General features: G+C 64.7%; 24 protein-coding genes. 13 read left to right on the forward strand and 11 right to left on the reverse strand.

The genetic code is table 11. The features are described from left to right. The first annotated feature begins 150 nt into the window (after positions 1-150). Positions 151-3366 carry an autotransporter outer membrane beta-barrel domain-containing protein gene (locus tag GGR44_RS02885; protein WP_183953911.1) on the forward strand — a complete coding sequence of 1072 codons (3216 nt, stop codon included), beginning with the start codon at positions 151-153 and terminating at the stop codon, positions 3364-3366. Between the two features lie 161 nt (positions 3367-3527). On the opposite strand, the gene GGR44_RS02890 is transcribed toward GGR44_RS02885, so the two are convergent. The 6 genes from GGR44_RS02890 to gatC all read right to left on the reverse strand — a co-directional run bounded on the left by GGR44_RS02890 (position 3528) and on the right by gatC (position 9489). Continuing rightward, positions 3528-4118 carry a hypothetical protein gene (locus GGR44_RS02890; protein ID WP_183953912.1) on the reverse strand — a complete coding sequence of 197 codons (591 nt, stop codon included), beginning with the start codon at positions 4116-4118 and terminating at the stop codon, positions 3528-3530. A 1-nt stretch (position 4119) separates the two neighbouring features. Beyond that, the gene (locus tag GGR44_RS02895) at positions 4120-5283 is read right to left on the reverse strand and encodes a M48 family metallopeptidase (RefSeq protein ID WP_183953913.1); all 1164 of its coding nucleotides are present in this window, start codon (positions 5281-5283) and stop codon (positions 4120-4122) included. Between the two features lie 14 nt (positions 5284-5297). Beyond that, positions 5298-6029: a hypothetical protein gene (locus tag GGR44_RS02900; RefSeq protein WP_183953914.1), complete on the reverse strand. Its 732-nt coding sequence runs from the start codon at positions 6027-6029 to the stop codon at positions 5298-5300. An 89-nt stretch (positions 6030-6118) separates the two neighbouring features. Further along, entirely contained in the window at positions 6119-7621 is a 1503-nt protein-coding gene (gene gatB / locus GGR44_RS02905) for an Asp-tRNA(Asn)/Glu-tRNA(Gln) amidotransferase subunit GatB (protein ID WP_183953915.1), read from the reverse strand. Positions 7622-7717: 96 nt separating this feature from the next. Beyond that, entirely contained in the window at positions 7718-9202 is a 1485-nt protein-coding gene (gene gatA, locus GGR44_RS02910) for an Asp-tRNA(Asn)/Glu-tRNA(Gln) amidotransferase subunit GatA (RefSeq protein WP_183953916.1), read from the reverse strand. After that, complete coding sequence (gene gatC, locus GGR44_RS02915) at positions 9202-9489, reverse strand: Asp-tRNA(Asn)/Glu-tRNA(Gln) amidotransferase subunit GatC (RefSeq protein ID WP_183953917.1); 288 nt, start codon at positions 9487-9489, stop codon at positions 9202-9204. Before gatC ends, gatA begins: the two co-directional genes overlap by 1 nt. A gap of 141 nt (positions 9490-9630) precedes the next feature. Between gatC and GGR44_RS02920 the strand changes: the two genes are divergently transcribed. Genes GGR44_RS02920 through GGR44_RS02940 form a run of 5 tightly spaced genes read left to right on the forward strand, consistent with a single transcriptional unit; the run spans position 9631 to position 13860 of the window. Continuing rightward, a complete protein-coding gene (locus tag GGR44_RS02920; protein WP_183953918.1) occupies positions 9631-10749 on the forward strand; it encodes a DUF3089 domain-containing protein in 1119 nt (372 codons plus the stop codon). Between the two features lie 14 nt (positions 10750-10763). Continuing rightward, positions 10764-11246: a Holliday junction resolvase RuvX gene (gene ruvX, locus GGR44_RS02925; RefSeq protein WP_246344276.1), complete on the forward strand. Its 483-nt coding sequence runs from the start codon at positions 10764-10766 to the stop codon at positions 11244-11246. Next, positions 11246-11584, forward strand: a complete 339-nt coding sequence (locus GGR44_RS02930) for a hypothetical protein (protein WP_183953920.1) — start codon at positions 11246-11248, stop codon at positions 11582-11584. Before ruvX ends, GGR44_RS02930 begins: the two co-directional genes overlap by 1 nt. Positions 11585-11641: 57 nt before the next feature. Then, positions 11642-12640, forward strand: a complete 999-nt coding sequence (locus GGR44_RS02935) for an aspartate carbamoyltransferase catalytic subunit (RefSeq protein WP_183953921.1) — start codon at positions 11642-11644, stop codon at positions 12638-12640. After that, the gene (locus GGR44_RS02940) at positions 12637-13860 is read left to right on the forward strand and encodes a dihydroorotase (RefSeq protein WP_183953922.1); all 1224 of its coding nucleotides are present in this window, start codon (positions 12637-12639) and stop codon (positions 13858-13860) included. Before GGR44_RS02935 ends, GGR44_RS02940 begins: the two co-directional genes overlap by 4 nt. A 40-nt stretch (positions 13861-13900) precedes the next feature. On the opposite strand, the gene GGR44_RS02945 is transcribed toward GGR44_RS02940, so the two are convergent. From GGR44_RS02945 to GGR44_RS02955, 3 genes are read right to left on the reverse strand one after another with little or no spacing between them, the layout of a single operon-like run. Further along, complete coding sequence (locus GGR44_RS02945; RefSeq protein WP_183953923.1) at positions 13901-15250, reverse strand: SPOR domain-containing protein; 1350 nt, start codon at positions 15248-15250, stop codon at positions 13901-13903. Between the two features lie 19 nt (positions 15251-15269). Further along, positions 15270-15845 carry a hypothetical protein gene (locus GGR44_RS02950; protein ID WP_183953924.1) on the reverse strand — a complete coding sequence of 192 codons (576 nt, stop codon included), beginning with the start codon at positions 15843-15845 and terminating at the stop codon, positions 15270-15272. A 14-nt stretch (positions 15846-15859) separates the two neighbouring features. Beyond that, positions 15860-16573, reverse strand: coding sequence for an AAA family ATPase (locus tag GGR44_RS02955; RefSeq protein ID WP_183953925.1), 714 nt, complete (start codon positions 16571-16573; stop codon positions 15860-15862). Between the two features lie 203 nt (positions 16574-16776). Between GGR44_RS02955 and GGR44_RS02960 the strand changes: the two genes are divergently transcribed. Continuing rightward, on the forward strand, positions 16777-17814 hold the full coding sequence (locus GGR44_RS02960; protein ID WP_183953926.1) for an SPOR domain-containing protein: 1038 nt from the start codon (positions 16777-16779) through the stop codon (positions 17812-17814). Positions 17815-17842: 28 nt separating this feature from the next. Here GGR44_RS02960 and serB read toward each other — a convergent pair whose 3' ends face one another. Next, a complete protein-coding gene (serB, locus tag GGR44_RS02965; RefSeq protein ID WP_183953927.1) occupies positions 17843-18721 on the reverse strand; it encodes a phosphoserine phosphatase SerB in 879 nt (292 codons plus the stop codon). Between serB and miaA the strand changes: the two genes are divergently transcribed. From miaA to ilvC, 5 genes are all read left to right on the forward strand, one after another. Next, a complete protein-coding gene (gene miaA / locus GGR44_RS02970; RefSeq protein ID WP_183953928.1) occupies positions 18720-19664 on the forward strand; it encodes a tRNA (adenosine(37)-N6)-dimethylallyltransferase MiaA in 945 nt (314 codons plus the stop codon). The two genes, serB and miaA, sit on opposite strands and share 2 nt — an antisense overlap. A gap of 101 nt (positions 19665-19765) precedes the next feature. Then, positions 19766-21517, forward strand: coding sequence for an acetolactate synthase 3 large subunit (locus GGR44_RS02975; protein WP_183953929.1), 1752 nt, complete (start codon positions 19766-19768; stop codon positions 21515-21517). A gap of 12 nt (positions 21518-21529) precedes the next feature. Beyond that, positions 21530-21877: a hypothetical protein gene (locus GGR44_RS02980; protein WP_183953930.1), complete on the forward strand. Its 348-nt coding sequence runs from the start codon at positions 21530-21532 to the stop codon at positions 21875-21877. Then, entirely contained in the window at positions 21877-22392 is a 516-nt protein-coding gene (gene ilvN / locus GGR44_RS02985) for an acetolactate synthase small subunit (protein ID WP_183954227.1), read from the forward strand. Before GGR44_RS02980 ends, ilvN begins: the two co-directional genes overlap by 1 nt. An 88-nt stretch (positions 22393-22480) precedes the next feature. Beyond that, positions 22481-23500, forward strand: coding sequence for a ketol-acid reductoisomerase (gene ilvC / locus GGR44_RS02990; RefSeq protein ID WP_183953931.1), 1020 nt, complete (start codon positions 22481-22483; stop codon positions 23498-23500). Positions 23501-23610: 110 nt separating this feature from the next. Here ilvC and GGR44_RS02995 read toward each other — a convergent pair whose 3' ends face one another. Then, positions 23611-24294 carry a CDP-alcohol phosphatidyltransferase family protein gene (locus GGR44_RS02995; protein ID WP_183953932.1) on the reverse strand — a complete coding sequence of 228 codons (684 nt, stop codon included), beginning with the start codon at positions 24292-24294 and terminating at the stop codon, positions 23611-23613. A 199-nt stretch (positions 24295-24493) separates the two neighbouring features. Here GGR44_RS02995 and GGR44_RS03000 point away from each other — a divergent pair, with 199 nt between their 5' ends. After that, entirely contained in the window at positions 24494-25117 is a 624-nt protein-coding gene (locus GGR44_RS03000) for a YceI family protein (protein WP_183953933.1), read from the forward strand. The last annotated feature ends 218 nt before the right edge of the window (positions 25118-25335 follow it).

Raw genomic sequence — 25335 nt, forward strand, 5'->3', positions numbered from 1 at the left:
AATCGCATCGTCTTTTGCACAGCAACACAGATCACGCCAGAGCCGTTCGCCCTTCTTCGGCCCATCGCATTTCGTGGACGGAAGCTCTCCGGCGGCGGCGTCTCTGCGTGAACCGCGCCATTTCATCAGACGCGGATCGGAGGAAAATCTATGCGAAATCTCATGACCACCGCCGCCCTTGCGCCCATTCTCGCGGCGCTGGCGACGGGGGAAGCGGACGCCGAAACGACGATCGGCACCGCCCGCACCACCCCTGTTCTCACCTCGACAATCGCCAGCGGCGCGGCGGATGATGTGACCATCAGTTCGGCGGGTTCGGTTAAGGTGACATCCGGCGCCGCAGTGACCGTCGACAGCGACAATGATGTCGACAATGCGGGCAGCATCGCCATCGAGGATGCGAATGACGCGACGGGCATTCTGGTGAAACCGGGCACAGCCGGCGACATTGGCAACAGCGGCACGATTGCGCTGACGGAGGATTACACCGCCGAGGATGATGATGACGATGATGATCTGGACGGCCCTTTCGCCACGGGCGCGAACCGCAACGGCATCTGGGTGGAATCGGGCGCGGCTCATGCCGGCGCCATCGACAACAGCGGCACGATCACAATAGAGGGCAATCAGTCGGCCGGCATCCGGCTGGACGGCGCGCTCACCGGCGACCTGTCGACCAGCGGCGCCATCACCGTAACCGGCGACAATGGCCATGGCGTCATCGCGCAGGATATTGTCGGCGATGTCACCCTGCGCGGGAGCATCGCCGCCGTCGGCGAAAACAGCGTCGGCGCGGCGTTGCTGGGCGACATTGACGGCGCGCTGAAGATTCAGGGCACGATCCTCGCGACCGGCTACCGCTATACGACCGTCCCCGCCGACACCGGCGACCTGGATGCCGACGATCTGCTTCAGGGCGGCAATGCCGTGCAAATCACCGGCAATGTCGCAGGCGGCATCATCTTCGACACGCCGCCGACCACAGATGCCGACGACGACGACACCGATCAGGACGATGACGGCCTGACCGACAGCACCGAAGGCACGGCCCTCATCCGCAGCTATGGGTCGGCCGCCGCCGTGCTGATCGGTTCAGGCAGCGACATCAGCATCGGCGCGGTGGGCGGCGAGGACAGCGGCCATGGCCTCATCGTCAAAGGATCGATCATCGGTAGCGGCCTGTATGACGGCGTCGATGGACAAGGTCTGGTGATCGGCGGCCAGGGCGGCGCTGTCACCATTGCCGGGGGCATCACCGTCAACGGCACGGTCGGGGCCAATTCCGCGGACAGCAATGCGACCGGCCTGCGGCTGGGCAACGGCGTTCAGGCGGCCGCGATCGACATTGGCGGCAATATTTTCGCAGGCGGTTCGGCGCTCGAAGGCACAAGCGCCCGCGCGCTGGTGATCGACCAGGGCGCTACCATTGGCTCCATCACCAACAGCGGTTCGATCATCGCAACCGCGCTCGACGACGAAAAGGGATCGGCCGTCGCGATCCGCGACGCATCGGGAACAGTCGCCAGCATCGCCAACAGCGGCATCATCAGCGCGGGCGGCGGCAAGGACGGCGCCAATATCGCCATAGACCTGTCCGCCAACGGCAGCGGCGTCACGATCACCCAGTCGGGCGCATCCACCACCGCAGATCCGATCCGCATCACCGGAGACATACTGACCGGTGCGGGCAACGACGTCATCGCCATTTCGTCGGGCAGCCTGACCGGCAATATATCCACTGGCGTTGGCGACGATCAGCTCACCTTCTCCGGCGCGTCAACAACGACCGGCAATGTCGGCTTCGGCACGGGCAATGCGACGATGGCCCTGTCCGGCACGTCCAGCTTCACCGGCAACGTCGACTTTGGCGGCAACGCCAGCACGCTGACGCTGACCGGCGATAGCCGCTTCACCGGCGCCCTCGTGAACAGCGGCGCAACCGCCGTCGCCCTCAACGGCGGCACGCTTGATATTTCCGGCGCCGGCGGCGTGTCCGTCGGCGCCTTCTCGGCGGCGTCCGGCTCCATCCTGCAAGTCGGGATCAACGGCGCCACCGGGACCAGCACCGTGCTGACCGTGGCGGGCGACGCCAGCTTTGCCCAGGGATCGCTGGTCAAGGCCCGGTTTTCGCAGGTCTCCGGTTCGACGGGTAACTATGTCATTGTGCGGGCAGGAACATTGTCGGGCGTCCCGGCGCTGGCCAGCGACGCGACGGAACTCCCCTATCTGTTCAAGGGGACGATCAGCGGCAACGCCGCCACCGGCGAAGTCACCCTGTCGGTCGCGGCGAAGAGCGTCAGCGAACTGGGCCTCTCCGGATCGGTCGCCGGCGCTTACTCCGCGATCTTCGCGGCGATGGACAACGACGCCGACATCGCCGCCTCCTATCTCGCCATCGCCGATGGCGCGACCTTCGACGCGACCCTGCAACAGATGCTGCCCGATCATGCCGGCGGCCCGTTCGAGGCGGTGTCCAGCGGATCGCGCGCCACCGCGCGCATCCTCTCCGATCCGGGCGGCATCGTCCGCACGCGCGACGGCCGCTGGGGCATCTGGCTGCAACAGGTCGGCTTTGGCAGCGCCAAAAGCGTGGGCAGCACCGCCTCCTACGACATCAGCGGCTGGGGCATCTCGTCGGGCGCCGAATATTTGACCGACATCGGCGCCTTTGGCGGCTCCTTCGCCTATCTCCATGCCAGCGATTCGCAATCCGGCGCCAGCCACGCGGTCGACAGCGACCAACTCGAACTGGCCGTCCACTGGCGCGGGCAATGGGGGCCGCTGCAAGGTTTCGCGCGCCTGTCCGCCGCCCATATCGACTTTAACGGCACCCGCCGTTTCGCCTTCGGCGATGTCGCCCGCACGGCCGAGGGCGAATGGTCGGGCAAGCTGCTGTCGGCGACGGCGGGGGCGTCCTATGAAATGCAGATGGGCCGGTTCAGCCTGCGCCCGGCGGTCGGTATCGACTATTATCGGCTGAAGGAGGACGGCTATGCCGAAACCGGCGGCGGCGACGCCTTCAACCTCACCGTTCTGGGCCGCACGAGCGACGAACTCACCGCCAACGGCACGATGACACTGGGCTATGATCTGGGCAGCCTTGACCGGCGCGACGGCTGGGCGCGGGTCGAACTGGAGGGCGGCCGCCGTGAAATTGTCGGCGGATCGCTGGGCCGCACCACGGCATATTTCAAGGATGGCGACGCCTTCACCCTGACGCCCGAGGATCGAGTGAGCGGCTGGACAGGCCGGGTCCGCGCCATGGGCGGCACCGACACATTCCGCATCGGCGGCGAATTCAGCGCGGAAGAACAACAAAATCACGTCGCCATCGCATTACGGGCGACGGTTCACTTCGCGCTGTGACGTCTACCCCATGAACTGACGGGCCACACCCCACAGACCCTCCCGGCCCCGTCAGGCGCACCATGGCGAAAACGCTTCTCCCCTGAAGCGCCATGGCGGCAAAGGAAAGGGGCGCCGCACCGGGTTCCACCCATCGCGACGCCCCTTTTTGGGCCTTTCTTTTAAAAGCGCGCGCTGTCCATGATCGCTTCCGCCTCCGTCCGCCCCGTTTCAAAGTAATGCAAAGTCGGCGCGAAGAAATTAACGGCATAGAGTTTCCCGTTCACGGCCGTCAGGCGGGCGACACCCTCCCGCTTCAATTCGTCGCCGGGCACACTATATTGATAGCGGAGGACCACCGCCGGATTTCCGCCGAGGCTGCCACTTGAAGCTTCCTTTACCGTGAAATCCGATACATCATACTGGGTCCGGAAGCTGCGCTCGAAAAAATCACTAAGTTCCGGCAACAGCAGGCTCGATTGATATTTGGGCATGGGATTGCGCTTCTTGCTGCGTTCCCGATACAATGGTTGCCCGCTTGGCACCGCAACGAAAATTTCCAGCCCGTTGAGTTCGAAACCGTCATGCGTCCAGGCGACACCTTGCTTACCCGGTTTGGCGCTAGCCTGATTCCAGTCACTCATCGGCGTCACTTGGGCCGCGCCGACCGGCCAAGGCCTGCCGCCCGGCACCAGTTTCCAGCCCGCTTGTGCCGGCGCAGCGATCACGCAGCAGGTCGCCATTGCGAGGCTCAGGGCCTTTGTCTTTTTCACATCAATTCTCCAGCAGCATCTTTATTGCAGCGGCATCATGCCCGTTCGGTGCGACCTCCAGATATCGCGCCAAAGACGCACGCCCGGCCGCAGCGTCACCAAGACGCATGTCGCACAAGCCAAGCCCGCGCCAGCTTTCGACCGGCGCATCCGCCTGTTCGGTGGCGCGCCGGAACAGGTCGCGCGCCGTAACTAAATCGCGGGGATTGGCCCTCTGGCGAAACAATTCGCCGCGCAGATAGAGCAAAGGCCCGTCCCACCCCATCGCATCTCCGCGCGAGCGGATCACATAATCGGTGCTGGCGAAATCATTGCTCTTCACCAGCCCTTCGAACAGATCCGCCATGAACGGCGCTGTGTGCCGACGGTATTCGTCGATGCCGTCTTCACCTCCCTCACCAGCGTCCTGTTCAAGTTTGGAGAAATAGGCGATCCGCTGAAGGTTGGTGGGATGCGTATCCATGATGCCAGGCGTACTGTGGCGGACCTTTCGTACGCCCCGCTCCAGCCTCAGGGCGTCATTTTCTTCGATCAAACGCTGCCAGACCTGTGACGCCCGCAATCGATAGGGGGAAGCACGAATATACTGAGCGCTCAGCAGGTCTGCTGCCGTCTCCTGCTCCCGCTTGAAGCCGAACAAGCTGCCGATCAGAATGATTTGGCTATTTGCCGTGCTCGCATTGGCGGCGGCCCCTGCCAGGCTCAACCAGGCCAGGAAATCTGTCGTTTTGCGGGCCCTCAGGAATCCGTTGAGCGAATGTCGCAATTCAAAATGCGCGAATTCATGCCCCAGCACGGTCGCCAGTTCCGCTTCGGAGTGGACTCGCGACAGCAGCCCCGTATGGACCATCATCCAACCATTGGGATACATGCTCGCGTTGAACGACCTGTCTCTGACAATATAGATGCGGGCGGCCGAACACCGGTCCTGCCCCACCGTCCGACAAAGGACATTGGCCACGAACTGGTTCAGTTGCTGGTCACGCAGGACCATCGGACTATCGCGAAATCGGCGTTCGGCTTCGTCGATCTGCATCCACAGCCCACGCTCGTCGACGCCCTGCGGTTCATAAGCGCCGACATATGGCGGGCGAGCAAATTCCGGCTCCGCAGCCCACGTCGCCGCCAGCGGATAAAGCGCGGCCAGAAGGCCAGCGATTGTCAATCGGAGACCGCGCACTACGGCGCAGCCTTCACCACCATGCCGGGAAAGTCCTCCAGCAATTGGGCGACTCGCTTTTGCATGCCCTCGGCAGTGCGGACATCGCCGCCCATCGCTTCGTCCGCGTTGAGCCAGACCAGTTGCCCGCTTTCCAGATCGACCAGGCCGGCATAGCCGCGATGCACGCCGGACTTAACGCCGACGCCAGCAATACCCGCCGCAAATATCTGAAACATCTTCCGACCTAGCGAGCCATATTCGTCATGAACGGTAACAAAAAGACCGTAGCGCGCGCCAGTCAACGCCGCGATCCTCTGGGTCTGCTGCCCCAGCGTCCAGTCGAACGCCTTGTTCTTGCGCGTGGGTAACCTGTTTCCTACGAAAAACTGATAAGTAACAACTGATCGAGCGACCGTATTGAACAGCGCGTGATTCGCAGTCAGCAGTTGTGCGTCTTCACCCTGCAAATCGGGTTCGCTGATAATCTGGTTGGAAAAATCCGCTTGCCGCCGCCCAAGCTCCTGCGCCAGCAGATCGCGAGACTGGGTCGTCCAGTCTGCATTGGGTTCAGGCATGCCTGCGGTCGATTGCTCGCCAACCCAGACCGATGGGCGAAACAGCAGAATTTTCTGCCCCTGAAGTGACGCAGCGGAAAACCCCTCGAGAACCGCCCCCTTTTCTTGGCCATACGCTTGGACTGCGCCCAACGACCATAGCAGCGCGAAGGCCGCCAAATACCTTGCCAGCATGTACCCCCCATCCTGAAGCCGCTTCCCCAAGCGGCTTCAGGATGCTAGCAGTTGCCTTGGGTGAAGCAAGCCAAAATGCACAAGGCCGATCAACTCAACCCCATCCGCACCGCTTCATTCACCACCTGCGGATTGGCCTTGCCCTGCATCGCCTTCATCGTCTGGCCGACGAAGAAGCCGAACAGTGCTTCCTTGCCGCCCTTATACTGGGCGACCTTGTCGGCATTGTCGGCCAGCACCTTGGCCACCGCCGCCTCGATCGCGCCGGTGTCGCTCGTCTGCTTGAGACCCTTTTCCTCGACGATCGCGGGGGCGCGGCCCCCGGTTTCCAGCATGATCTCGAACACCTGCTTGGCAATCGTGCCGCTGATCGTTCCGTCGGCGACGAGAGCGAGCAATTCCGCGCCCTCTTCCGGCCCGACCGGGCTTTCGTCCAGCGACTTGCCCAGACGATTGAGCGCGCCATACAGCTCCGACAGCAGCCAGTTGGCCGACGCCTTGGCGACCTCGCCCTCGCTCTTCTTCTGGATGCGCGCGCCTTCAGCCAGCAGCGCCTCGAACCAGCGGGCGGTGTCGGCGTCGGCGGTCAGCGTCGCGGCGTTATAGGCGGACAGGCCCAGATCCTGCTCGTAACGGCGGCGCTTGGCATCGGGCAATTCGGGCAGCGACTGGCGGCATTCCTCCAGGAAAGCGTCGTCCAGCTCCAGCGGCAACAGGTCGGGATCGGGGAAGTAGCGATAGTCGTGCGCGTCCTCCTTCGACCGCATCGAGCGCGTTTCGCCCCGATCCGGGTCGTAAAGGCGCGTTTCCTGCACAACCTTGCCGCCCGCCTCCAGCACGTCGACCTGACGGCTCGCCTCATGCTCGACCACCGCCATGACGAAACGGACCGAATTGACGTTCTTCGTCTCGGTGCGCGTGCCGAACGGTTCGCCCGGCTTGCGGACCGACACGTTGACGTCGGCGCGCATCGACCCCTGATCCATATTGCCGTCGCACGACCCGACATAACGCAGGATCGTCCGCAGCTTCGAGAGATAAGCCCCGGCCTCGGCGGGAGAACGCATGTCCGGCTTCGACACGATCTCCATCAGCGCCACGCCGGAACGGTTCAAGTCGACATAGGAGCGCGTCGGATGCTGATCGTGCATCAGCTTGCCGGCATCCTGCTCGACATGGATGCGCTCGACGCCGATCCGCTTCGTGCTGGTTTCGGGGTTCTTCTCATCCAGCACGATGTCGATCGCGCCCTCGCCCACGATGGGGTGATAAAGCTGGCTGATCTGGTAGCCCTGCGGCAAATCGGCGTAGAAATAATTTTTCCGGTCGAAACGCGACCATTTGTTGATCTGCGCCTCGATCGCCATGCCGGTGCGCACCGCCTGACGGATGCACTCGCGGTTGGGCACGGGCAACATGCCGGGCATCGCCGCGTCGACCAGCGACACCTGCGTGTTCGGCTCTGCCCCGAAGGCCGTCGCGGCGCCGGAAAACAGCTTCGCGTTCGACGTCACCTGCGCATGGACTTCCAGGCCGATCACGACCTCCCACTCGCCGGTTGCGCCCTGGATGCGATAGGTTGATTCAGTCATCTTTCCACACCGTCATCCCAGCGAAGGCTGGGATCTTTCTCGTATGTCGCGCCACATCGCCTGAGATGCCAGCCTTCGCCGACATGACGGCACTGATTACCACCACTTGTCCGGCCGCGCCGTGAAGCCAGCCCGCTCCTCGATCGCCAGCGAAGCGTTCAGCACGGTCTGCTCGTCCAGCGCCTTGCCGATAACCTGCAAACCAATCGGCAGACCCGCCGAATCCAGCCCGCCCGGCACCGCCATCGCCGGCAGCCCCGCCAGCGAGGCGGGCACGGTGAAGACGTCGTTCAGATACATGGCCAGCGGATCGGCCTGCTTCTCGCCCAGCGCAAAGGCCGCGCTCGGCGCGGTCGGCGTCAGCAGCAGGTCGCACTTTTCGAACGCCAGTTCGAAATCGCGCGCGATCAACGCCCGGACCTTCTGCGCCTGCGTGTAATAGGCGTCATAAAAGCCCGCCGACAGCACATAGGTGCCGATCATGATGCGGCGTTTGACCTCCGGACCGAAGCCGGCGGCGCGGGTCGCGGCATACATGTCCTGCAAACCCGCCCCATCGGGTAGGTCACGCTGGCCATAACGCACGCCATCATAGCGGGCGAGGTTGGACGAGGCTTCGGCCGGGGCGATGATATAATAGGTCGGCAGCGCGTACTTCGTGTGCGGCAGCGACACTTCGACCACCTGCGCGCCCGCATCCTTCAGCCATTCGATCCCGCGATCCCACATCGCGGAGATTTCGGCGTTCAGGCCATCGGGGCGATATTCCTTCGGGATGCCGACGGTCTTGCCCTTGAGATCGCTCGACAAATTGGCTTCCCACTGCGGCACGGGCAGGTCAAGCGAGGTCGAATCCCTGGGGTCGAAGCCTGACATGACTTCCAGCAGGATCGCATTGTCGCGCACCGTGCGCGCCATCGGCCCGGCCTGATCCAGCGACGAGGCGAAGGCCACGATGCCCCAGCGCGAGCAGCGGCCATAGGTCGGCTTGATGCCCGAAATGCCGGTGAAAGCCGCAGGCTGACGGATCGAGCCGCCGGTGTCGGTGCCGGTCGCCGCCGGGCACAGCCGCGCGGAGATGGCCGACGAAGAGCCGCCCGACGAACCGCCCGGCGCCAGCGCGGCATTGCCGCCGTCATTGCGCCGCCAGGGCGAAATGACATTGCCGAAATAGCTGGTTTCGTTGGACGATCCCATGGCGAACTGGTCAAGGTTGAGCTTGCCCAGCATCCCCGCGCCCGCCGACCACAGCTTGCCCGACACGGTCGATTCATAGGTCGGCACGAAGCCTTCCAGCATGTGACTCGCAGCGGTCGTCTGCGTGCCTTCCGTGCAGAACAGGTCCTTCATGCCAATGGGAACGCCCGAAAGCGCCCCCAAGGGCTCACCCGCCGCCCTCGCCTTGTCGGCAGCATCGGCCGCCGCCAGCGCCTTTTCGGGCGTCTCGACGATAAAGGCATTGAGCGCCTTGGCCGCGGCGACATTGGCGTTGAAGCCTTCCGCCACTTCACGGGCCGAAAAATCGCCCGCGCGGAAGCCGTCGCGGATTTCCGCGACCGTCAAATCAGTCAATTCACCCATTATTCGATCACCTTGGGCACCGCGAAGAAGCCATGTTCGGCCTGCGGCGCATTGGCCAGCACCTTGTCGCGCACATCGCCGTCAGTGACGACATCGTCGCGCAGGCGCTGATGGTTGGGGATGACGGCGGTCATCGGCTGCACGCCGGTCACGTCAACCTCGCCCAGTTGCTCCACCCAGCCAAGGATGTTGTTGAGTTCGGGCACCATGGCTTCCGCTTCCGCATCCGTCACCGAAATGCGCGAAAGGCTGGCGATCTTTTTCACGGTTTGAAGGTCTATCGACATGGCCCGCCGCTAGCACCCGGTCCGGCGCGCTTCAAGCCTTACCTATCGTTCGCGCCATCTTGCATCCGCCCGTCCCATGCGTCAGACAGAGGGTTGATCGACACGGCGCAATCGCCGCCCATCCTACCCTGGAGAGCAGTCTTGGCCCGCAAGTTCCTCTATGTCGTCGCCAGCCTTGTCGTGCTGGTGATTGCGGCAGGGCTGGCTTACAGCATCTGGGGGACGCAGCTGATCCGCGCCGTCATGGTCCCGCGCGAGGATTTCAAACCGCTCTCGCCCCTGCCCGCCAAGGCCTATGACGACCCGAAAATGTGGATCGCCCGGCCCGACATCGCCCGCGACAACCCGGCCCTCTGGACGCCACGGAGCATAAAGGATGTCCCCGTCCCGCAAAAGGCGGCGGTCTTCTTCATCCACCCCACCTCCTACATCACGACGCTGGGCGACGCGCACTGGAACATGCCGCTCGATGATGCGGAATCGCTGGCCACCGCGCGCCGCTTCGTCATGGGACAGGCCAGCGCGTTCAACGCGGTCGGCGACATCTGGGCGCCACGTTATCGCCAGGCCAATTATGGCGCGTTTGTCAGCAGGGATGACAGGGCGGACAAGGCGCTGGCCGCCGCCTATCGCGATGTCGCCGGCGCCTTCGACGCCTTTCTGAAGGCCAATCCGCAAGACCCGCTGATCCTCGCCGCCCACAGCCAGGGTTCGCTGCATCTGATGCAATTGCTGCGCGAACAGGTGGCGGGCAAGCCGCTCGCCGACAGGATCGCTGCGGTCTATGCCGTCGGCTGGCCAATTTCCATCGAGGCGGATCTGCCGGCCCTGGGCCTGCCCGCCTGCGCCCGCCGCGACCAGGGCCACTGCATCGTCAGTTGGCAAAGCTATGCCGAACCGGCCGATCCTTCGGCCGTGATCGAGGCATTCGGCCAGAAGCCCGGCTTCACCGGCAAGCCGCGCGCGGGCACGCACATGCTGTGCACCAATCCGATCACCGGCGCCTTCAACGGTACCGCCCCCGCCAGCGCCAATAGCGGCACCCTCGACAGTCGCGATCAGAGCCAGCCGCCGAAACTGGTGACCGGCGTCGTCCCCGCACGGTGCGACACCAGCGGCGTGCTGCTGATCGGCGAGCCGGTGGACATGGGGCCCTTCACCCTGCCCGGCAACAATTACCATGTTTATGATTACAGCCTGTTCTGGGCCAATGTGCGTCAGGATGCGCGCGAGCGGCTGGCCGCATTCCTGGCGAAATGACTGAAGCCGCGCACATGTCCGCGCCCCTCGTCACCACCGACCGGGCGGCCTTTCGCGCCGCCCTGCCCGAAGGCGGTCGCCTGATCGGCATGGACGTCGGCACGAAAACCATCGGCATCGCCCTGTGCGACGCGCAATGGTCGATCGCCAGCCCCGCCCATACCGTCAGTCGCGGCAAATTTTCGAAGGACAAGGTCGCGCTGGCCGCGTTCATCGAACAGCAGCAGGTGAAGGGCATCGTCATCGGCCTGCCCCTCAACCTCGACGGCACGGGGTCGCCGCGCAGCCAGTCGAGCCGCGCCTTCGCCCAGAATCTGGCGGACCTTGGCTATCCCATTTTATTGTGGGACGAACGCTGGTCGACCCAGGCCGTCACCCGCACCCTGCTGGAGGCCGACGCGAGCCGCGCCCGACGCGAAGAACTGGTCGACAAACTCGCCGCCAGCTACATTTTGCAGGGCGCGATCGACGGACTGGTCGCGGGCATGGAATTTTGATGGCGCGCGCCGACCGGCTCGAACGGCTCGACGCCCGCCGGATCGAACTGGAGGCCGACTATCGCGCCGCGCTCATCGCCGCGCTGGAGGTGACGGCGGGCGGCAAATGGGGGCTTTTCGGGCACAAGCGCGACCGCCATCAGGAAAAGGCGATCGCCCCGACGCTGGAATCGCTGTCGGACATGGCGGAGGAAATCGACGCAATGCGCGAAACGCTCTCGCTCGAACCCTTTGCGCTCCACCGCAATTTCATGGCCGACCGCGGCCCCGTGCCCGCCAATGCGCCGGGCGAACCCAAACAGGCGCGCGCCTGGCTCGACCGGCTGGCCACGGCATAAGCGCCACCCGCTCGGGCCGCCTTGCCCTCCCCCGCGCGCTCGCCTAAAGGATCGGCCATGCCCGAAACGACCGCCGCGCCCACCCCGCCCGACCTCAACGGCCGGGCGTTGTTTCCGCATCGCCATCTGCTGACCATAGCGGACCTCAAGCCCTGGGAGATCCGTTTCCTGCTGGACGAGGCCGAACAATGGGCGCGCGCCAATCGCGGCAATGCGCGCAAGCATGACGACCGGCTGGCGGGCATGACCCAGATCAACGCCTTTTTCGAAAATTCGACCCGCACTTTGCTGTCGTTCGAGATTGCGGGCAAGCGGCTGGGCGCCGACGTCGTCAACATGCACGCCGCCACATCCAGCGTGAAGAAGGGCGAAACGCTGATCGACACGGCGATGACGCTCAACGCCATGGCGGCCGACGTCATCGTTATCCGCCATGCCAGTTCCGGTGCGGTCCGCCTGATCGCGGACAAGGTCGATTGTCCGGTGCTGAACGCAGGCGACGGCTGGCATCAGCATCCCACCCAGGCGCTGCTCGACGCGCTCACCATCCGCCGCCGCAAGGGCGGGTTCGAGGGGTTGATCGTCGCCATCTGCGGCGATGTGCTGCATAGCCGGGTCGCGCGGTCCAACATGCTGTGCCTCGCCGCGCTGGGCGCGCAGGTCCGCGCCGTCGCCCCGCCGACGCTGATGCCGCCAGAGGTCGAGATGCTGGGCGCGACCCCCTTCACCCGCATGGACGCAGGGCTGGACGGCGCCGATGTGGTGATGATGCTGCGCCTTCAGAATGAGCGAATGGACGGCGCCTTCATTCCCTCAGCCCGCGAATATCACATGCTATACGGCCTCACCCCCGAAAGGCTGGCGCTGGCCAAGCCCGATGCGCTGGTGATGCATCCCGGCCCGATGAACCGGGGCGTGGAAATCAGCAGCAGCGTTGCGGATCACCCCGAACGCTCGGCGATCACCGAACAGGTGGAGATGGGCGTCGCCATCCGCATGGCCTGCCTCGACGTGCTCACGCGCGGCGCACGGAAGATGGAAGGATGGGCGGCATGAGCAGGCTTGCGATCGTCAACGGCCGCCTTGCCGACCCGGCCGCTGCGGACCTCGCGCCGGGTATCGTGCTGATCGAAGGCGACAGCATCATTGCGGCGGGCGACGTTGCCGTTCCCGCCGACGCGGCGGTCATCGACGCGCAGAATATGGTGGTCGCCCCGGGCCTCGTGGACCTGGGCGTGTTCGCCACCGACAAGCCCGCCTTCCATTTCGGCGGCATTACCCGCGCGGCGCTAATGCCCGACCAGTCCGCGCCGCTTGACGATGTCGGCCTGATCCGACAGGCGACGCGCGCGGGCAAGCCCGACTTCTGGGTCCACCCCATCGCCGCCGCGACACGCGGCCTCAAGGGCGCCGAACTGGCCGAAATCGGCATGATGCAGGCGGCAGGCGCAAAAGCGGTGGGCACCGGGCGGCAATGGATCGCCGATTCGGGCGTCATGCTGCGCGTGCTGACCTATGCCTCCGGCCTTGGCCTGACCGTCATCACCCATGCCGAGGATGGCGGGCTGACCAGCAAGGCGGTCGCCACCAGCGGCGAAACGGCCACCCGGCTGGGCCTGCCCCACGCCCCGGCCTGCGCCGAAGCGATGGCCATCGCCCGCGACATCATGCTGGCGCGACAGGCGAACGCCGCCATCCATTTCCGGCTGGTGACGACAAAGGCGGGCTTCGACCTGATCCGCGACGCCAGGGCGCAAGGGCTGAATATCAGTTGCGGGATCAGCCCCGCCTATCTGTTCCTTAACGATCAGGCCGTCACCGATTTCCGCACCTTCGCCCGTCTGTCGCCGCCGCTGCGGTCGGAGGAAGACCGTCAGGCCTGCCTTGCCGCCATCGCCGACGGTACGGTCGACGTCATCACGTCAAGCCATGATCCGCGCGGGCCGGAGGACAAGCGCCTGCCCTTCGCTGACGCCGCGCCGGGCATGGCGGGCGCGGAAACGCTGCTCGCGCTCTCGCTCAATCTGGTGCGCGAAGGGCTGATTTCGATCAACCGGCTGATGACGATGCTCAGCGCCAATCCGGCGAAAATCCTGGGAGTGAAGGCGGGCAGTTTTGCGCCCGGCAGCGCCGCCGACATCATCTTCGTAGACCCAGACGCGCCCTGGATCGTCGATTCCGCGAAGATGGCGGCGGCAGCCGGCAATACGCCATTCGACCGCGTGCCGGTGCAGGGCCGCGCGCGGAGAATCATGAAGGGCGGCGCGTTCCTGTAACCGGAACCCGCCGCCCTTCGCTCTCCAAAATCGTCGCGGTTCAGCGCGAAGCGAATTGGCGACCCTTGGTCGCCAGCGCCCAGCGTTGCGGCGTGGCGCCCGGCGCGCCTTCCCGCACGAAGCACTGGCCCTTCTGAGCCTTGATCGCGCGGCACATGGCCATCGCGTCGTTGCGCGTCGCAAATCCGTTGATCGCAACCCGGTGATAGGTTTTGCCGCCGACATTGGCCTGACTGGTCAGCACCGGAAAAGCGGCGATCGAACTGTTGACCGTCGCCATGCGGGTCCATTTTTCCTTGGCGATGGCGGCGCTGTCATATGCGCCCAACTGGACGACCCAGGCGCTGGCGCCATTGGTCACCGGCGTGAACATCGCCACCTTCTGCATCTTCGCGGCGGGCGCGGCCTTTGCCATCACGGCTTTAGCCGGTTTGGCGGCGGCGGGCTTGGGCGTGCTTTTGTCCTCCACAACGAAGTCGGCGACGCGCACCGGCTTGGCCGCGACCGGCGCAGGCTCAGCCGCTGGGACCGGCACGGTCTCGACTGCCGCGACGGCGACCGGGGCTTCGGGTGCGGCCTCGACGACCGGCGGCGCATCGGCGGCGGCGTCAGCCATCATCGTCTGCGCGGCATCGGCGGGTGCTTCAGGCGCCAGCGCCAGGCGCACCGGCAGCCCCGCATCAGCCGCGTTCAGCGTCACCCCCATCAGCGCGGCGACGCGCTGCGCGCCCATCGATGGTTCGGCCATCATCGCCCATTGCGACACGCGCTGGGCGGCGGCGAGTGGTTCCAGATCCTCACCCGCCATCACGCGGCTATCCTTCCAACGACCGGCCAGCGCATAGGCATAGGCGAGGTTCTGGCGCGTGCGGGCATTGGCCGAAGGATCGTGGATCGCTTCGGACAAAACGCGCACGCCCTCCGCCGCGTCGCCGGCCATCGCCATCGCCAGACCATAATCGGCGGCAGGCAGCGTCGCGGCATTATCGGCCAGCAGGCGACGGGCCTCATCATTCCTGCCAAGCCCAACCTTCACCAGCGCCAGGCTGATGACGGTGCGCGGATCGCTATTGCCCAGCGCCATGGCGTCGCCCAGCGCGGTTTCCGCCGAAACGAAACGGCCATTGGCGACATAGGCGCGGCCCAGAAGCTGGCGATAGGTCGCGTTGCGCGGCGAAGCCGCTACAGCGCCCTCGGCAGCCTCCAGCGCACGAACGAAATCCCTTTCGGCCAGCGCCTTTTCCGTGATGGCGGCCAGTTTGTCGCCGCTTTCCTTTTCCTTCACGACCTTGGCCGAAGGGCGCCAGAAGGCCGCGCCGCCACAGCCGACCATCGTGGTCGCCACCAGCAGCGAAGAGAGCGCCGCTTTACCGAAAGTGTTGCGTTTCATCTGCCTGTCCACCCTTATGTCAATCCAACGTCGCCGCGCGCGGCGGCACCTGTCCGGCCAACCGGTCGATATCCGGCTGGCTTGCGAGAAATGCGTCGAGAGCCTGGGTCACCATCTGCTGGGCAGATTGGCCCAGAACAGCGCAGGCAAGGCGCAATTTCAAATGACGCTCCGCATCGAGGCGCAGCGTGAATGCGGCCTTACGCGACGCCGCCCTGGGCTTCGCGCGGTGTTTCGCAGGGGCCACCGGCGCGGGGTCAGCGACCACCGGTTCGGCGGCGACGCGCTCGGCCAATTCCTCGCGCTCGACGATCACGGCAGGAATCGGGGCTTGAGCCAGGGTGTCCGCCTCCACCGGCAAAGGCGCTGGAGCGGCCTGAACCGCCATGGGCGTCAGCCCCATGGGCGCGCGCTGATCCGCCACCGGCGGCGCCACGTCGTGGCCCATATCGTTCCAGCCCAGATCGTCCTGCACGGCGCGACCGAAACCGCCGCCAAAGCCCGCGATCGACTGACGCCGCATCGCCGGCTGGGCCGCGCCCTTGCGCGCCAGAAGGCCCGAAGTCAGGGAAGCCAGGGGTTTGGGATCGGCCATTGCGCGTCTCCCCCTTACTGGCTCACGACACGGCGGCCAAAGCCGCCCATGGGTCGACCCGCGCTCGTTGTTCCTGCCTGCGGCACGGAAAATACGGTGCGGCGGAAATTCTTTTCCAGCCGGTCGTTGATATAGGTCCAAAGCTGCGCGACCTCGGCGGCGGACTTGCCATTGGGGTCGACCTCCATGACCGTGCGGCCGTCAATCATCGACGCGGCGAAATCGGTGCGGTGGTGCAGCGTGACCGGCGCGACCGTGCCATGCTGCGACAGGGCGACCGCCGCTTCGGAGGTGATCCGCGCCTTGGGCGTGGCGGCGTTGACGACGAAGATCAACGGCTTGCCAGCGCGTTCGCACAGATCGACGGTGGCGCCCACGGCGCGCAGGTCATGCGGGCTGGGCCGGGTCGGCACGACGATCAGTTCGGCGACCGAAATGACGCTCTGAATGGCCATGGTGATGGCGGGCGGCGTATCGATGACGGCCAACTTGAACCCCTGGCTGCGCAATATCTCAAGGTCGGCGGCCAGCCGCGCGACGGTCGTCTGGGCAAAGGCGGGATATTCGGCCTCGCGCTCGTTCCACCAGTCGGCCAGCGATCCTTGCGGATCGATGTCGATCAGGACGACCGGCCCCGCGCCCGCGATCTGCGCCTGCACGGCCAGATGTCCGGACAGGGTCGTCTTGCCCGACCCCCCTTTTTGCGATGCCAGTGCCAGTACGCGCACGCAAATCCCCCCAGGAAAAAAGCTAATCCAGGCGGAAATGCCACGGTTGCGCCTAAAAATTGGTTAACCTGGGCGGAAGTTTGCTTGATAAATCGTCAACAGGGTTAATCCCATGGCCACCATCATGCGCCGGTGATAATCGCGGGTTAACCATATTGCGCTTTTAAGGGCCCATCCTTCGGATCAATTCGGGAGCCATTGATATGTTGAAGCCTGTTGCATTGGGGATAACGGCCGGGCTGATGTTCGCTGCCATGCCCGCCATCGCCGATGTCAAGGCGGGCGTCGACGCCTGGCAACAGGGCGATTACGCCCGGGCCATCAGCGAATGGCGTCCATTGGCGGAAAGGGGCGACGCCGACGCGCAGTTCAACATGGGTCAGGCCGCAAAGCTCGGCCGGGGCGTTCCCGCCGACATGAACGCCGCCATCGACTGGTATCGAAAGGCGGCGGCGCAGGGGCACACGCGGGCGGAGGACAATCTGGGCCTGCTGATGTTCCAGCAGGGCGACCGGGCAGGCGCCATGCCCTATCTTCAGCGCGCCGCCGCACGGGGGGAACCGCGCGCGCAATATGTCGTGGGCACGGCCCTGTTCAATGGCGACCTGCTGCCCAAGGATTGGGTGCGCGCCTATGCCTTCATGACCCGCGCCGCAACGTCCAGCCTGGCGCAGGCGACAACCAGCCTGCAACAGATGGACAAATATGTCCCCGACGATCAGCGCAAGCAGGGCCTTGCACTGGCGTCTTCGATGGAACAGGGCGCCGCGCCCGCCATGGCATCCGCCCCTGCCCAGCCCGCCCGCGTCGCCGTGGGGCCTTCCACAATCCGCACGACCGAATTGCCGCCGTCCGACATCGGACGTCCGGCGCCAGAGCGTTCGCCGCTACCCGAAAAGGTGCCGCCCGCCGCCGTGCTGGCGCCCAAGCAGACGCCCGCAAAGCCGACTCCGCCCAAGGCCGCGCCAAAGCCCGTCGTCGCGGCGTCCGCACCCGCGCCGTCGGCATCGGGCGGCTGGCGCGTTCAGCTCGGCGCCTTCTCGGCCGATGGCAATGCGCGCAGCCTCTGGGGCCAGTTGACCGGCAAGGTCAAGGGATTGTCCGCCTACCAGCCCTATCTGGTGAAGAGCGGCGCGATAACCCGTCTTCAGGCCGGGCCGCTGGGCAGTTCCGTCGACGCCGCCCGCCTGTGCGCCAGCGTCAAGGCTGCCGGGGCCGACTGCATCCCCAAGAAGATGTAACGACCCTGCCCAAAATGCGGGCGAAGCATCAACCTCGCGACCACTCCTTCGACGCAATGCCCTGAGCATAGAGCAGCGCCGACAGGTCGCCATGGACGATTTCGGCATGGGCGGCGGCGCGGGTTTTGGGCTTGGCGTGGTAAGCGACGCCCAGCCCCGCGCCCTCGATCATCGGAATGTCGTTGGCGCCGTCGCCAACCGCCATGGTCAGCGCCCGGTCGATGCCCGACGCGATCGCGCCCTCCAGCTCCGCGCGCTTGCGCGCGGCGTCGACAATCGGCCTCGTTACCGTGCCCAGCAGGGCGCCGTCGGCAATTTCCAGCACATTGGCGACCGCCGCGTCGAAACCGATTTCTTCCGCCACCGGGCCGGTGAACCGCGTAAAGCCGCCCGACACCAGCAAAGTACGCGCGCCCCGCGCCTTCATCGTGCGGACCAGCGCCTTCGCGCCCGGCATGATGACGACGCGCTCTTCCCGGCACTGGTCAATGGCGCTGTCGGGCAGGCCCTTGAGCAGCGCGACCCGGCCATGCAGCGCCCCTTCGAAATCCAGCTCGCCGCGCATAGCCCGCTCGGTAATCTCGGCAATCTGCGGCTTGATCCCCGCATAGTCGGCCAGTTCGTCGATACATTCCACAGTAATCATGGTGGAATCCATGTCCGCGATCAGCAGCTTCTTTTCGCGACCCCCCACCGGCTGGACGACCACATCGACCTTGTCGCCCACATCCGTCAGCGCCGCGCGCGCCGCCACAGGATCATTGGCGAAAAACAGGTCCGCCGCCTTGCCCTCATCCAGCCATAACGCGTCGCCCGGCGCGCAGCCCGCCTCGCGCAGGCGATCGGCGGCCAGCGCAATATCCCCCTGCCCCATCGAGGCGCTTGCCACTAAGGTCGCGACGAACATGAGCACTCCTGAAACCAGATCGGGCGAATCCCGCCCACGGGTCGCGCTTATTGCCGGGCCGACCGCCAGCGGCAAGAGCGCCCTTGCGCTGCGCCTTGCCGAAATCACCGACGGCATCGTCATCAATGCCGATGCGAGCCAGGTCTATGCCGACCTTTCGATCCTGTCCGCCCGTCCCCCGGCCGAGGATCTGGCCCGCGCGCCGCATCGGCTTTATGGGCATATCGACGCGGCGGAGGTCTGCACGGCGGCGCGCTGGGCCGCCGAAGCGCGGGCCGAGATCGACGACGCCCATGCGCAGGGGCGCCTGCCCATACTTGCCGGCGGCACCGGCCTTTATATCCGCACCCTGCTCGACGGCATCGCCCCGGTGCCCGACATCGATCCCGACATTCGCGCACAAGTCCGCGCCATGCCTGTGGCGCTGGCCCATGCCGCCCTCTCGCAGGAAGACCCGGCCGCCGCCGCGCGCCTGGCTCCAGCCGACACCACCCGCGTCGCTCGCGCGCTGGAGGTCGTGCGTTCAACCGGCAAGCCCCTGGCGCATTGGCAGGCGCACAAGGCCGGGGGCATCGCTGACCGCATCACGCTCAGCCCGCTCATCCTGCTGCCGCCGCGCGACTGGCTGATCGAACGGTGCGACCGGCGCTTTGGCCTGATGATCGAACAGGGCGCCGTGGCAGAAGTGGAGGCCCTGCTCGCCCGCAACCTCTCGCCTGAACTGCCCGCCATGCGCGCCATCGGCGTCCGGGAGATCGCGGCGTGGATCGACGGCCGAATGGACCGCGAAACCATGATGGAACGCGGCCGCATCGCCACCCGCCAATATGCCAAACGGCAATATACCTGGTTCGCGCATCAGCCGCCCGCCAGTTGGCCACGCCATAGCGCGAGCATCCATGACAAAAATATCGATTTAATTGCAATAAAATTACAACATTAGCGGTTGACTAGCCATTTTATAACCAATAGAGGGCAGCGCCTTGCCAATGCGTTTCCACTGACGCAAAGGCGCGCTTTATGTTTTGATGGAAGGACGGATCGGTGGCCGAAAAGAGCGGCGCGGACATATTGGTCGAATGCCTGATGGACCTGGGCGTCGATGTCGTGTTCGGCTATCCGGGCGGCGCGGTGCTGCCCATTTACGACGCGCTCTATAATCACCCGAAGATCAAGCATGTGCTGGTCCGCCACGAACAGGGCGCGACCCACATGGCGGAAGGCTATGCCCGTTCGACCGGCAAGCCCGGCGTCGTTCTGGTGACCTCCGGCCCCGGCGCGACCAATGCCGTCACCGGCATTACCGACGCGCTGATGGATTCCATCCCCATGGTCGTCATCACGGGTCAGGTCGCCACCCAACTGATCGGGACCGACGCATTCCAGGAAGCCGACACCATCGGCATCACCCGCCACTGCACCAAGCATAATTATCTGGTGAAGGATCCGGGCAAGCTGGCCAACGTCATTCACGAGGCGTTTCATATCGCCACCACCGGCCGCCCCGGCCCGGTACTGGTCGACATTCCCAAGAATGTTCAGGTTGCGACCGCCCCCTATAGACGGCCCGCCGCCATCGCCCATGCCAGCTATCGCCCGCAGATCGACGCCGATCCCGTCGCCATCGAAACGGCGGTCGAAATGCTCGCTGCGGCGGAACGCCCGATCATCTATTCGGGCGGCGGCGTCATCAATTCCGGGCCGGAAGCCACACGCCTGCTGCGCGAACTGGCGGACATCACCGGCGCGCCCGTCACCTCGACCCTGATGGGCCTGGGCGCCTTCCCTGCGTCCTCGCCGCAATGGTTGGGGATGCTGGGGATGCACGGCACCTATGAATCCAACTGGGCGATGAACAAGGCGGACCTGATCCTGTGCGTCGGCGCGCGCTTCGACGACCGCGTCACCGGTCGCCTGGACGCTTTCGCCCCCAACAGCCGCAAGATCCATATCGACATCGACCGCAGCTCGATCAACAAGACGGTCGAGGTCGACTTGGCCCTGGTCGCCGACGTCGCCAGCGCCCTGTCCGACATCATCGCCCTTTGGAACAAGCGCGGCCATGAGAAAGCGGACCTCGCCGAATGGTGGGCGCGCATCGACGGCTGGCGCGCGCGCCGCTCTCTGGATTATCCCGAAAATGGCGCGGAGATCATGCCGCAACGCGCCATCGCCGATCTTTATTCGGCGACCAAAGCGACCGGCAAGGACGTCATCATCACCACCGAAGTCGGCCAGCACCAGATGTGGGCGGCCCAGCATTTCGGCTTTGACGGTCCGAACAAGTGGCTGACCTCCGGCGGCCTTGGCACCATGGGCTATGGCTTCCCCGCCGCCATCGGCGCGCAGATGGGCAATCCCGACAGTCTGGTCATCTGCATCGCGGGCGACGCCTCGATCCAGATGAACATTCAGGAAATGGGCACCGCCAGCCAATATCGCCTGCCCGTGAAGATCTTCATCCTGAACAATGAATATATGGGCATGGTCCGCCAGTGGCAGGAACTGACCTATGAAAGCCGTTATTCCAACAGCTATTCGGACAGCCTGCCCGACTTCGTGAAGCTGGGCGAAGCCTATGGCTGGACCGGTATTCGCATCGAAGGGCCGCAGGAACTGGAAGCGGGCATCCGGCAGATGATCGACACGCCGGGGCCGGTGATCGTCGATTGCCGCGTGGCGAAGCTGTCCAACTGTTTCCCGATGATTCCGTCGGGCGCGGCGCACACCGACATGCTGCTCGACCCCAGTCAGGTCGAAGGCACGCTGTCGGACGAGGCCAAGGCGCTGGTGTAAGAGCAGAGAGCCGTGACCACCCACCTCAAACTGCGCATCCACGTCAGCGAGCCGTGGGATTTCGACCGGATCACCGGCAATGCGGAACTGACGGGGTGGACCACGGACCATGCCGACCCGGACAATGAAGAATGGGAAATCCATCTCGACCACAGTTTTGAATATCACGAACGGCCGGTGGCCCGGTTGCTGGCGGGGCCGCGTTATGTGGGCGAACATCTCGCCCGCATGTTCGACGCGGTCACCGGCCTGCCGGTCCGGCTGGCCTACAGACAGGACGGAACATGGCACTATGCCTTCATCGGCATGATCTCCGAACGCCACGAGAGCACCGAAGCGGAAAACGAAACGGGCATATGATGCATATTCAGGAAGAACATAAGGAACGGCACGTCCTGTCGCTGACCGTCGCCAACGAAGCGGGCATCCTGGCGCGGATCGCCGGCATGTTCACCGCGCGCGGCTATAATATCGACAGCCTGACCGTGGCCGACATCACCGACGATCATGCGATCAGCCGCATCACCATCGTCACCAGCGGCCCGCCCAAGGTGATCGACCAGATCATCGCTCAGTTGGACCGGCTGGTGCCCGTCCACAAGGTCACCGACCTGACCGACAACGGCCCCTATGTCGAACGGGAACTCGCGCTGGTGAAGGTTGCGGGCACGGGCGACGACCGGATCGAGGCGCTGCGCATCGCCGACGTTTTCCGCGCCAAGGTGGTCGACACGACGATCGAAAGCTTCATCTTCGAACTGACCGGCCCGACCGAAAAGATCGACACCTTCGTCGGCCTGATGCGCCAACTGGGTCTGGTGGAGGTCGGCCGCACCGGCGTCGTCGGCCTCATTCGCGGAAAAGAAGCCGTCTGAACCGAACAACGCCGCCCGCCCGGCGGCGCCCATCATCATCCATATCATCTAACGCCTTCCGCATGGAAGGACGAGAAAGGGAAAATCCATGAAGGTTTATTACGATCATGACGCGGACATCGGCCTGATCAAGGGCAAGAAGGTCGCGATCCTGGGTTATGGCAGCCAGGGCCACGCCCATGCCCAGAACCTGCGCGACAGCGGCGTCGCCGAAGTCGCCATCGCCCTGCGCGCCGGTTCTGCATCGGCCAAGAAGGCCGAGGGCGCCGGTTTCAAGGTGCTGCCCAACGCCGAAGCCGCCGCATGGGCAGACGTGCTGATGATCCTCGCCCCCGACGAACATCAGGCCGCCATCTATGCCGACGACATCCACGCCAATCTGAAGCCTGGCGCCGCGCTCGCCTTCGCCCATGGGCTCAACGTCCATTTCGGCCTGATCGAGCCGCGCAAGGACATCGACGTCATCATGATCGCGCCCAAGGGCCCCGGCCACACGGTGCGCAGCGAATATCAGCGCGGCGGCGGCGTCCCCTGCCTGATCGCCGTCTATCAGGATTCGACCGGCAATGCGCATGACATCGCGCTGTCCTACGCCAGCGGCGTCGGCGGCGGCCGCAGCGGCATCATCGAAACCAATTTCCGCGAGGAATGCGAAACCGACCTCTTCGGTGAACAGGCCGTTCTGTGCGGCGGCGCGACCGCGCTGGTGCAAGCCGGCTTCGAAACGCTGGTGGAGGCCGGTTACGCGCCGGAAATGGCCTATTTCGAATGTCTGCACGAACTCAAGCTGATCGTCGACCTGATGTATGAAGGCGGCATAGCCAACATGCGCTATTCGATCTCGAACACCGCCGAATATGGCGACATCAAGACCGGCCCGCGCATCATCACCGAAGAAACCAAGAAGGAAATGAAGCGCGTGCTGGCCGACATCCAGTCGGGCCGCTTCGTCAAGGACTTCGTGCTCGACAACCGCGCCGGCCAGCCGGAACTCAAGGCCAGCCGCATCGCCGCCAAGCGTCACCCGATCGAGGAAACCGGCGCCAAGCTGCGCGCCATGATGCCCTGGATCGCGGCCAACAAGCTGGTGGACCAGGAAAAGAACTGATCTCGCCTTGCCCCTCGCTCATTGGCGAGGGGCGATGGTCTGCACAAAAAGGGGCGCCCCGCAAAGCTGCGAGGCGCCCCTTTTTGCAGGGCGCGGTTCAGAACGAAGGCTCAGAAGCGGCCATCTTCCTTCTGCGCCAGCCTGTTCCCAGTGGCCAGCGTCTGCACGACGAACAGGACGATCAGGATTGCGCCCACCGCGCCGACAAAAATGTCAAAGCCCGACCATCGACCAAACAGCCCCGGCCCCGTGCCCAGCACCATCATCATGATCGTCATGCCGATCAGCATCAACCGCAATTCGGTTGGCCCGGCAGACAGATAGGACAGCTTGAACTCGCCGATGACACGCGCTGACAAATAGGCATGGATCGACAGCAGCAGATAACCCGCCAGGGCGATCATCGCGACGTCCATCGTCACAAAGGGGCTGAGCCCAATGCCCGCCAGGATCAGCAGCGTGGCGAGCCCATCGCAGCTATGGTCGATGAAATAGCCATAGGCCGGCCGTTCGACATGCCGAAAGCGCGCCAGGCTGCCATCCATGGAGTCGCCAAACCATTGGACGACATAACCCAGGATCGCCAGCAGCAGCCAGGCCGATCCGATATTGCTGGCGACATAACCCGCAAAGATCATGCCCGCGCCGACCATGCCTATGCTGGTCAGCACATCGGGCGTGACCCAGGCCGGCATCCGGCCGCACAACCAGTTGAGCAGCCGCCGCTCGCTGGCCGCCAGCCAATTTTGCTGAATGCGGTCCAGCTTGTTCGCCGTCGGTCTTTGATTTGTCATAATCTCTCATGCAGAAGTGTCGCCCACGCGGCAAGCGATACGACGGCGACCAGCGCGATCAGCGGAACGAACCGGCTCATTTGCCAGACGAAACCATGTCAGATCGCGGAACGAACCGTTTCCGGTTGCAACTCTGGAACAATTGCCACAGCCATCATATTCTGCCCTTTGCCCATCAGCGTTTTGGAGTCTCCTGCTCATGCGTCAATTTCTCATCCCCGCCGCCGCCCTGATCGCCATCGCTGGCGGCACCGCCCTTGTCGCGCAAATGCCTACCGCCGCCCCCGGCACGAAAGACGTCGCGAAAGTCAGCGGCGGCGCCTACACGATCGATGGCGGCCACACCCAGGTCGTATTCGCCTGGGACCATATGGGCTTCACCAACAATATGGGCACCATCGCCGAACCCACTGGCACGCTGACGCTGGACAAGGCGAACCCGGCCGCGTCCAAGGTGTCGGTCGAATTTCCTGTCGCCAATCTGCGCACCGGCGTCGCCGAGCTGGACGAGCATCTGATGAAGGCGGATTTCTTCGACGCCACCAAATTCCCCACCGCGACCTTCGTATCGACCAGCGTCAAGCCTGACGGCGCGACCGGCGCCGACATCACCGGCAACCTCACCATCAAGGGCGTGACCAAGCCAGTGACGCTGGATGCCGAATTCTATGGCGCGGGCGTTCAGCCGATGAGCAAGAAGGAAAATATCGGCTTCATCGCGACGACGGCGATCAAGCGCAGCGAATTCGGCATGGGCTATGGCGTGCCGATGGTCGGCGACGCGATCGAGCTCAAGATCATCGCCGGCTTCGAAAAGCAATAAGTCTGCGGCCTGTCATTGCCATTTGGACAGGGCCGGCTTGCGCGCCGGCCCTGTTTTGCGTATGGACGGCCCATCATGCAGCAGCGTTCGCTTCTTCCCCTGCTACGACTTACACGCCCTTAGGCGTGGTTTTTCGGCTGCCTTTCGACTATGGGCAGCGCCGATCCGCCTAAGGGCACTCATCGCAGTCCAGTCGTTACCACGAAGCCGAACCCGCG

Source organism: Sphingobium fontiphilum (assembly GCF_014196635.1).
GTDB classification, from domain to species: Bacteria; Pseudomonadota; Alphaproteobacteria; order Sphingomonadales; family Sphingomonadaceae; genus Sphingobium; species Sphingobium fontiphilum.

Bases quoted from the DNA above. Each gene is read 5' to 3' on its own strand.
- GGR44_RS02960 (WP_183953926.1), top strand. From the start codon at position 16,777: ATGTTGAAGCCTGTTGCATTGGGGATAACGGCCGGGCTGATGTTCGCT.
- GGR44_RS02930 (WP_183953920.1), top strand. From the start codon at position 11,246: ATGGCGCGCGCCGACCGGCTCGAACGGCTCGACGCCCGCCGGATCGAA.
- ilvC (WP_183953931.1), top strand. From the start codon at position 22,481: ATGAAGGTTTATTACGATCATGACGCGGACATCGGCCTGATCAAGGGC.
- GGR44_RS02995 (WP_183953932.1), bottom strand. From the start codon at position 24,294: ATGACAAATCAAAGACCGACGGCGAACAAGCTGGACCGCATTCAGCAA.
- GGR44_RS02945 (WP_183953923.1), bottom strand. From the start codon at position 15,250: ATGAAACGCAACACTTTCGGTAAAGCGGCGCTCTCTTCGCTGCTGGTG.
- gatA (WP_183953916.1), bottom strand. From the start codon at position 9,202: ATGGGTGAATTGACTGATTTGACGGTCGCGGAAATCCGCGACGGCTTC.
- serB (WP_183953927.1), bottom strand. From the start codon at position 18,721: ATGTTCGTCGCGACCTTAGTGGCAAGCGCCTCGATGGGGCAGGGGGAT.
- ilvN (WP_183954227.1), top strand. From the start codon at position 21,877: ATGCATATTCAGGAAGAACATAAGGAACGGCACGTCCTGTCGCTGACC.
- GGR44_RS02950 (WP_183953924.1), bottom strand. From the start codon at position 15,845: ATGGCCGATCCCAAACCCCTGGCTTCCCTGACTTCGGGCCTTCTGGCG.
- ruvX (WP_246344276.1), top strand. From the start codon at position 10,764: ATGTCCGCGCCCCTCGTCACCACCGACCGGGCGGCCTTTCGCGCCGCC.
- miaA (WP_183953928.1), top strand. From the start codon at position 18,720: ATGAGCACTCCTGAAACCAGATCGGGCGAATCCCGCCCACGGGTCGCG.
- GGR44_RS03000 (WP_183953933.1), top strand. From the start codon at position 24,494: ATGCGTCAATTTCTCATCCCCGCCGCCGCCCTGATCGCCATCGCTGGC.
- gatC (WP_183953917.1), bottom strand. From the start codon at position 9,489: ATGTCGATAGACCTTCAAACCGTGAAAAAGATCGCCAGCCTTTCGCGC.
- GGR44_RS02935 (WP_183953921.1), top strand. From the start codon at position 11,642: ATGCCCGAAACGACCGCCGCGCCCACCCCGCCCGACCTCAACGGCCGG.
- GGR44_RS02900 (WP_183953914.1), bottom strand. From the start codon at position 6,029: ATGCTGGCAAGGTATTTGGCGGCCTTCGCGCTGCTATGGTCGTTGGGC.
- gatB (WP_183953915.1), bottom strand. From the start codon at position 7,621: ATGACTGAATCAACCTATCGCATCCAGGGCGCAACCGGCGAGTGGGAG.
- GGR44_RS02885 (WP_183953911.1), top strand. From the start codon at position 151: ATGCGAAATCTCATGACCACCGCCGCCCTTGCGCCCATTCTCGCGGCG.
- GGR44_RS02940 (WP_183953922.1), top strand. From the start codon at position 12,637: ATGAGCAGGCTTGCGATCGTCAACGGCCGCCTTGCCGACCCGGCCGCT.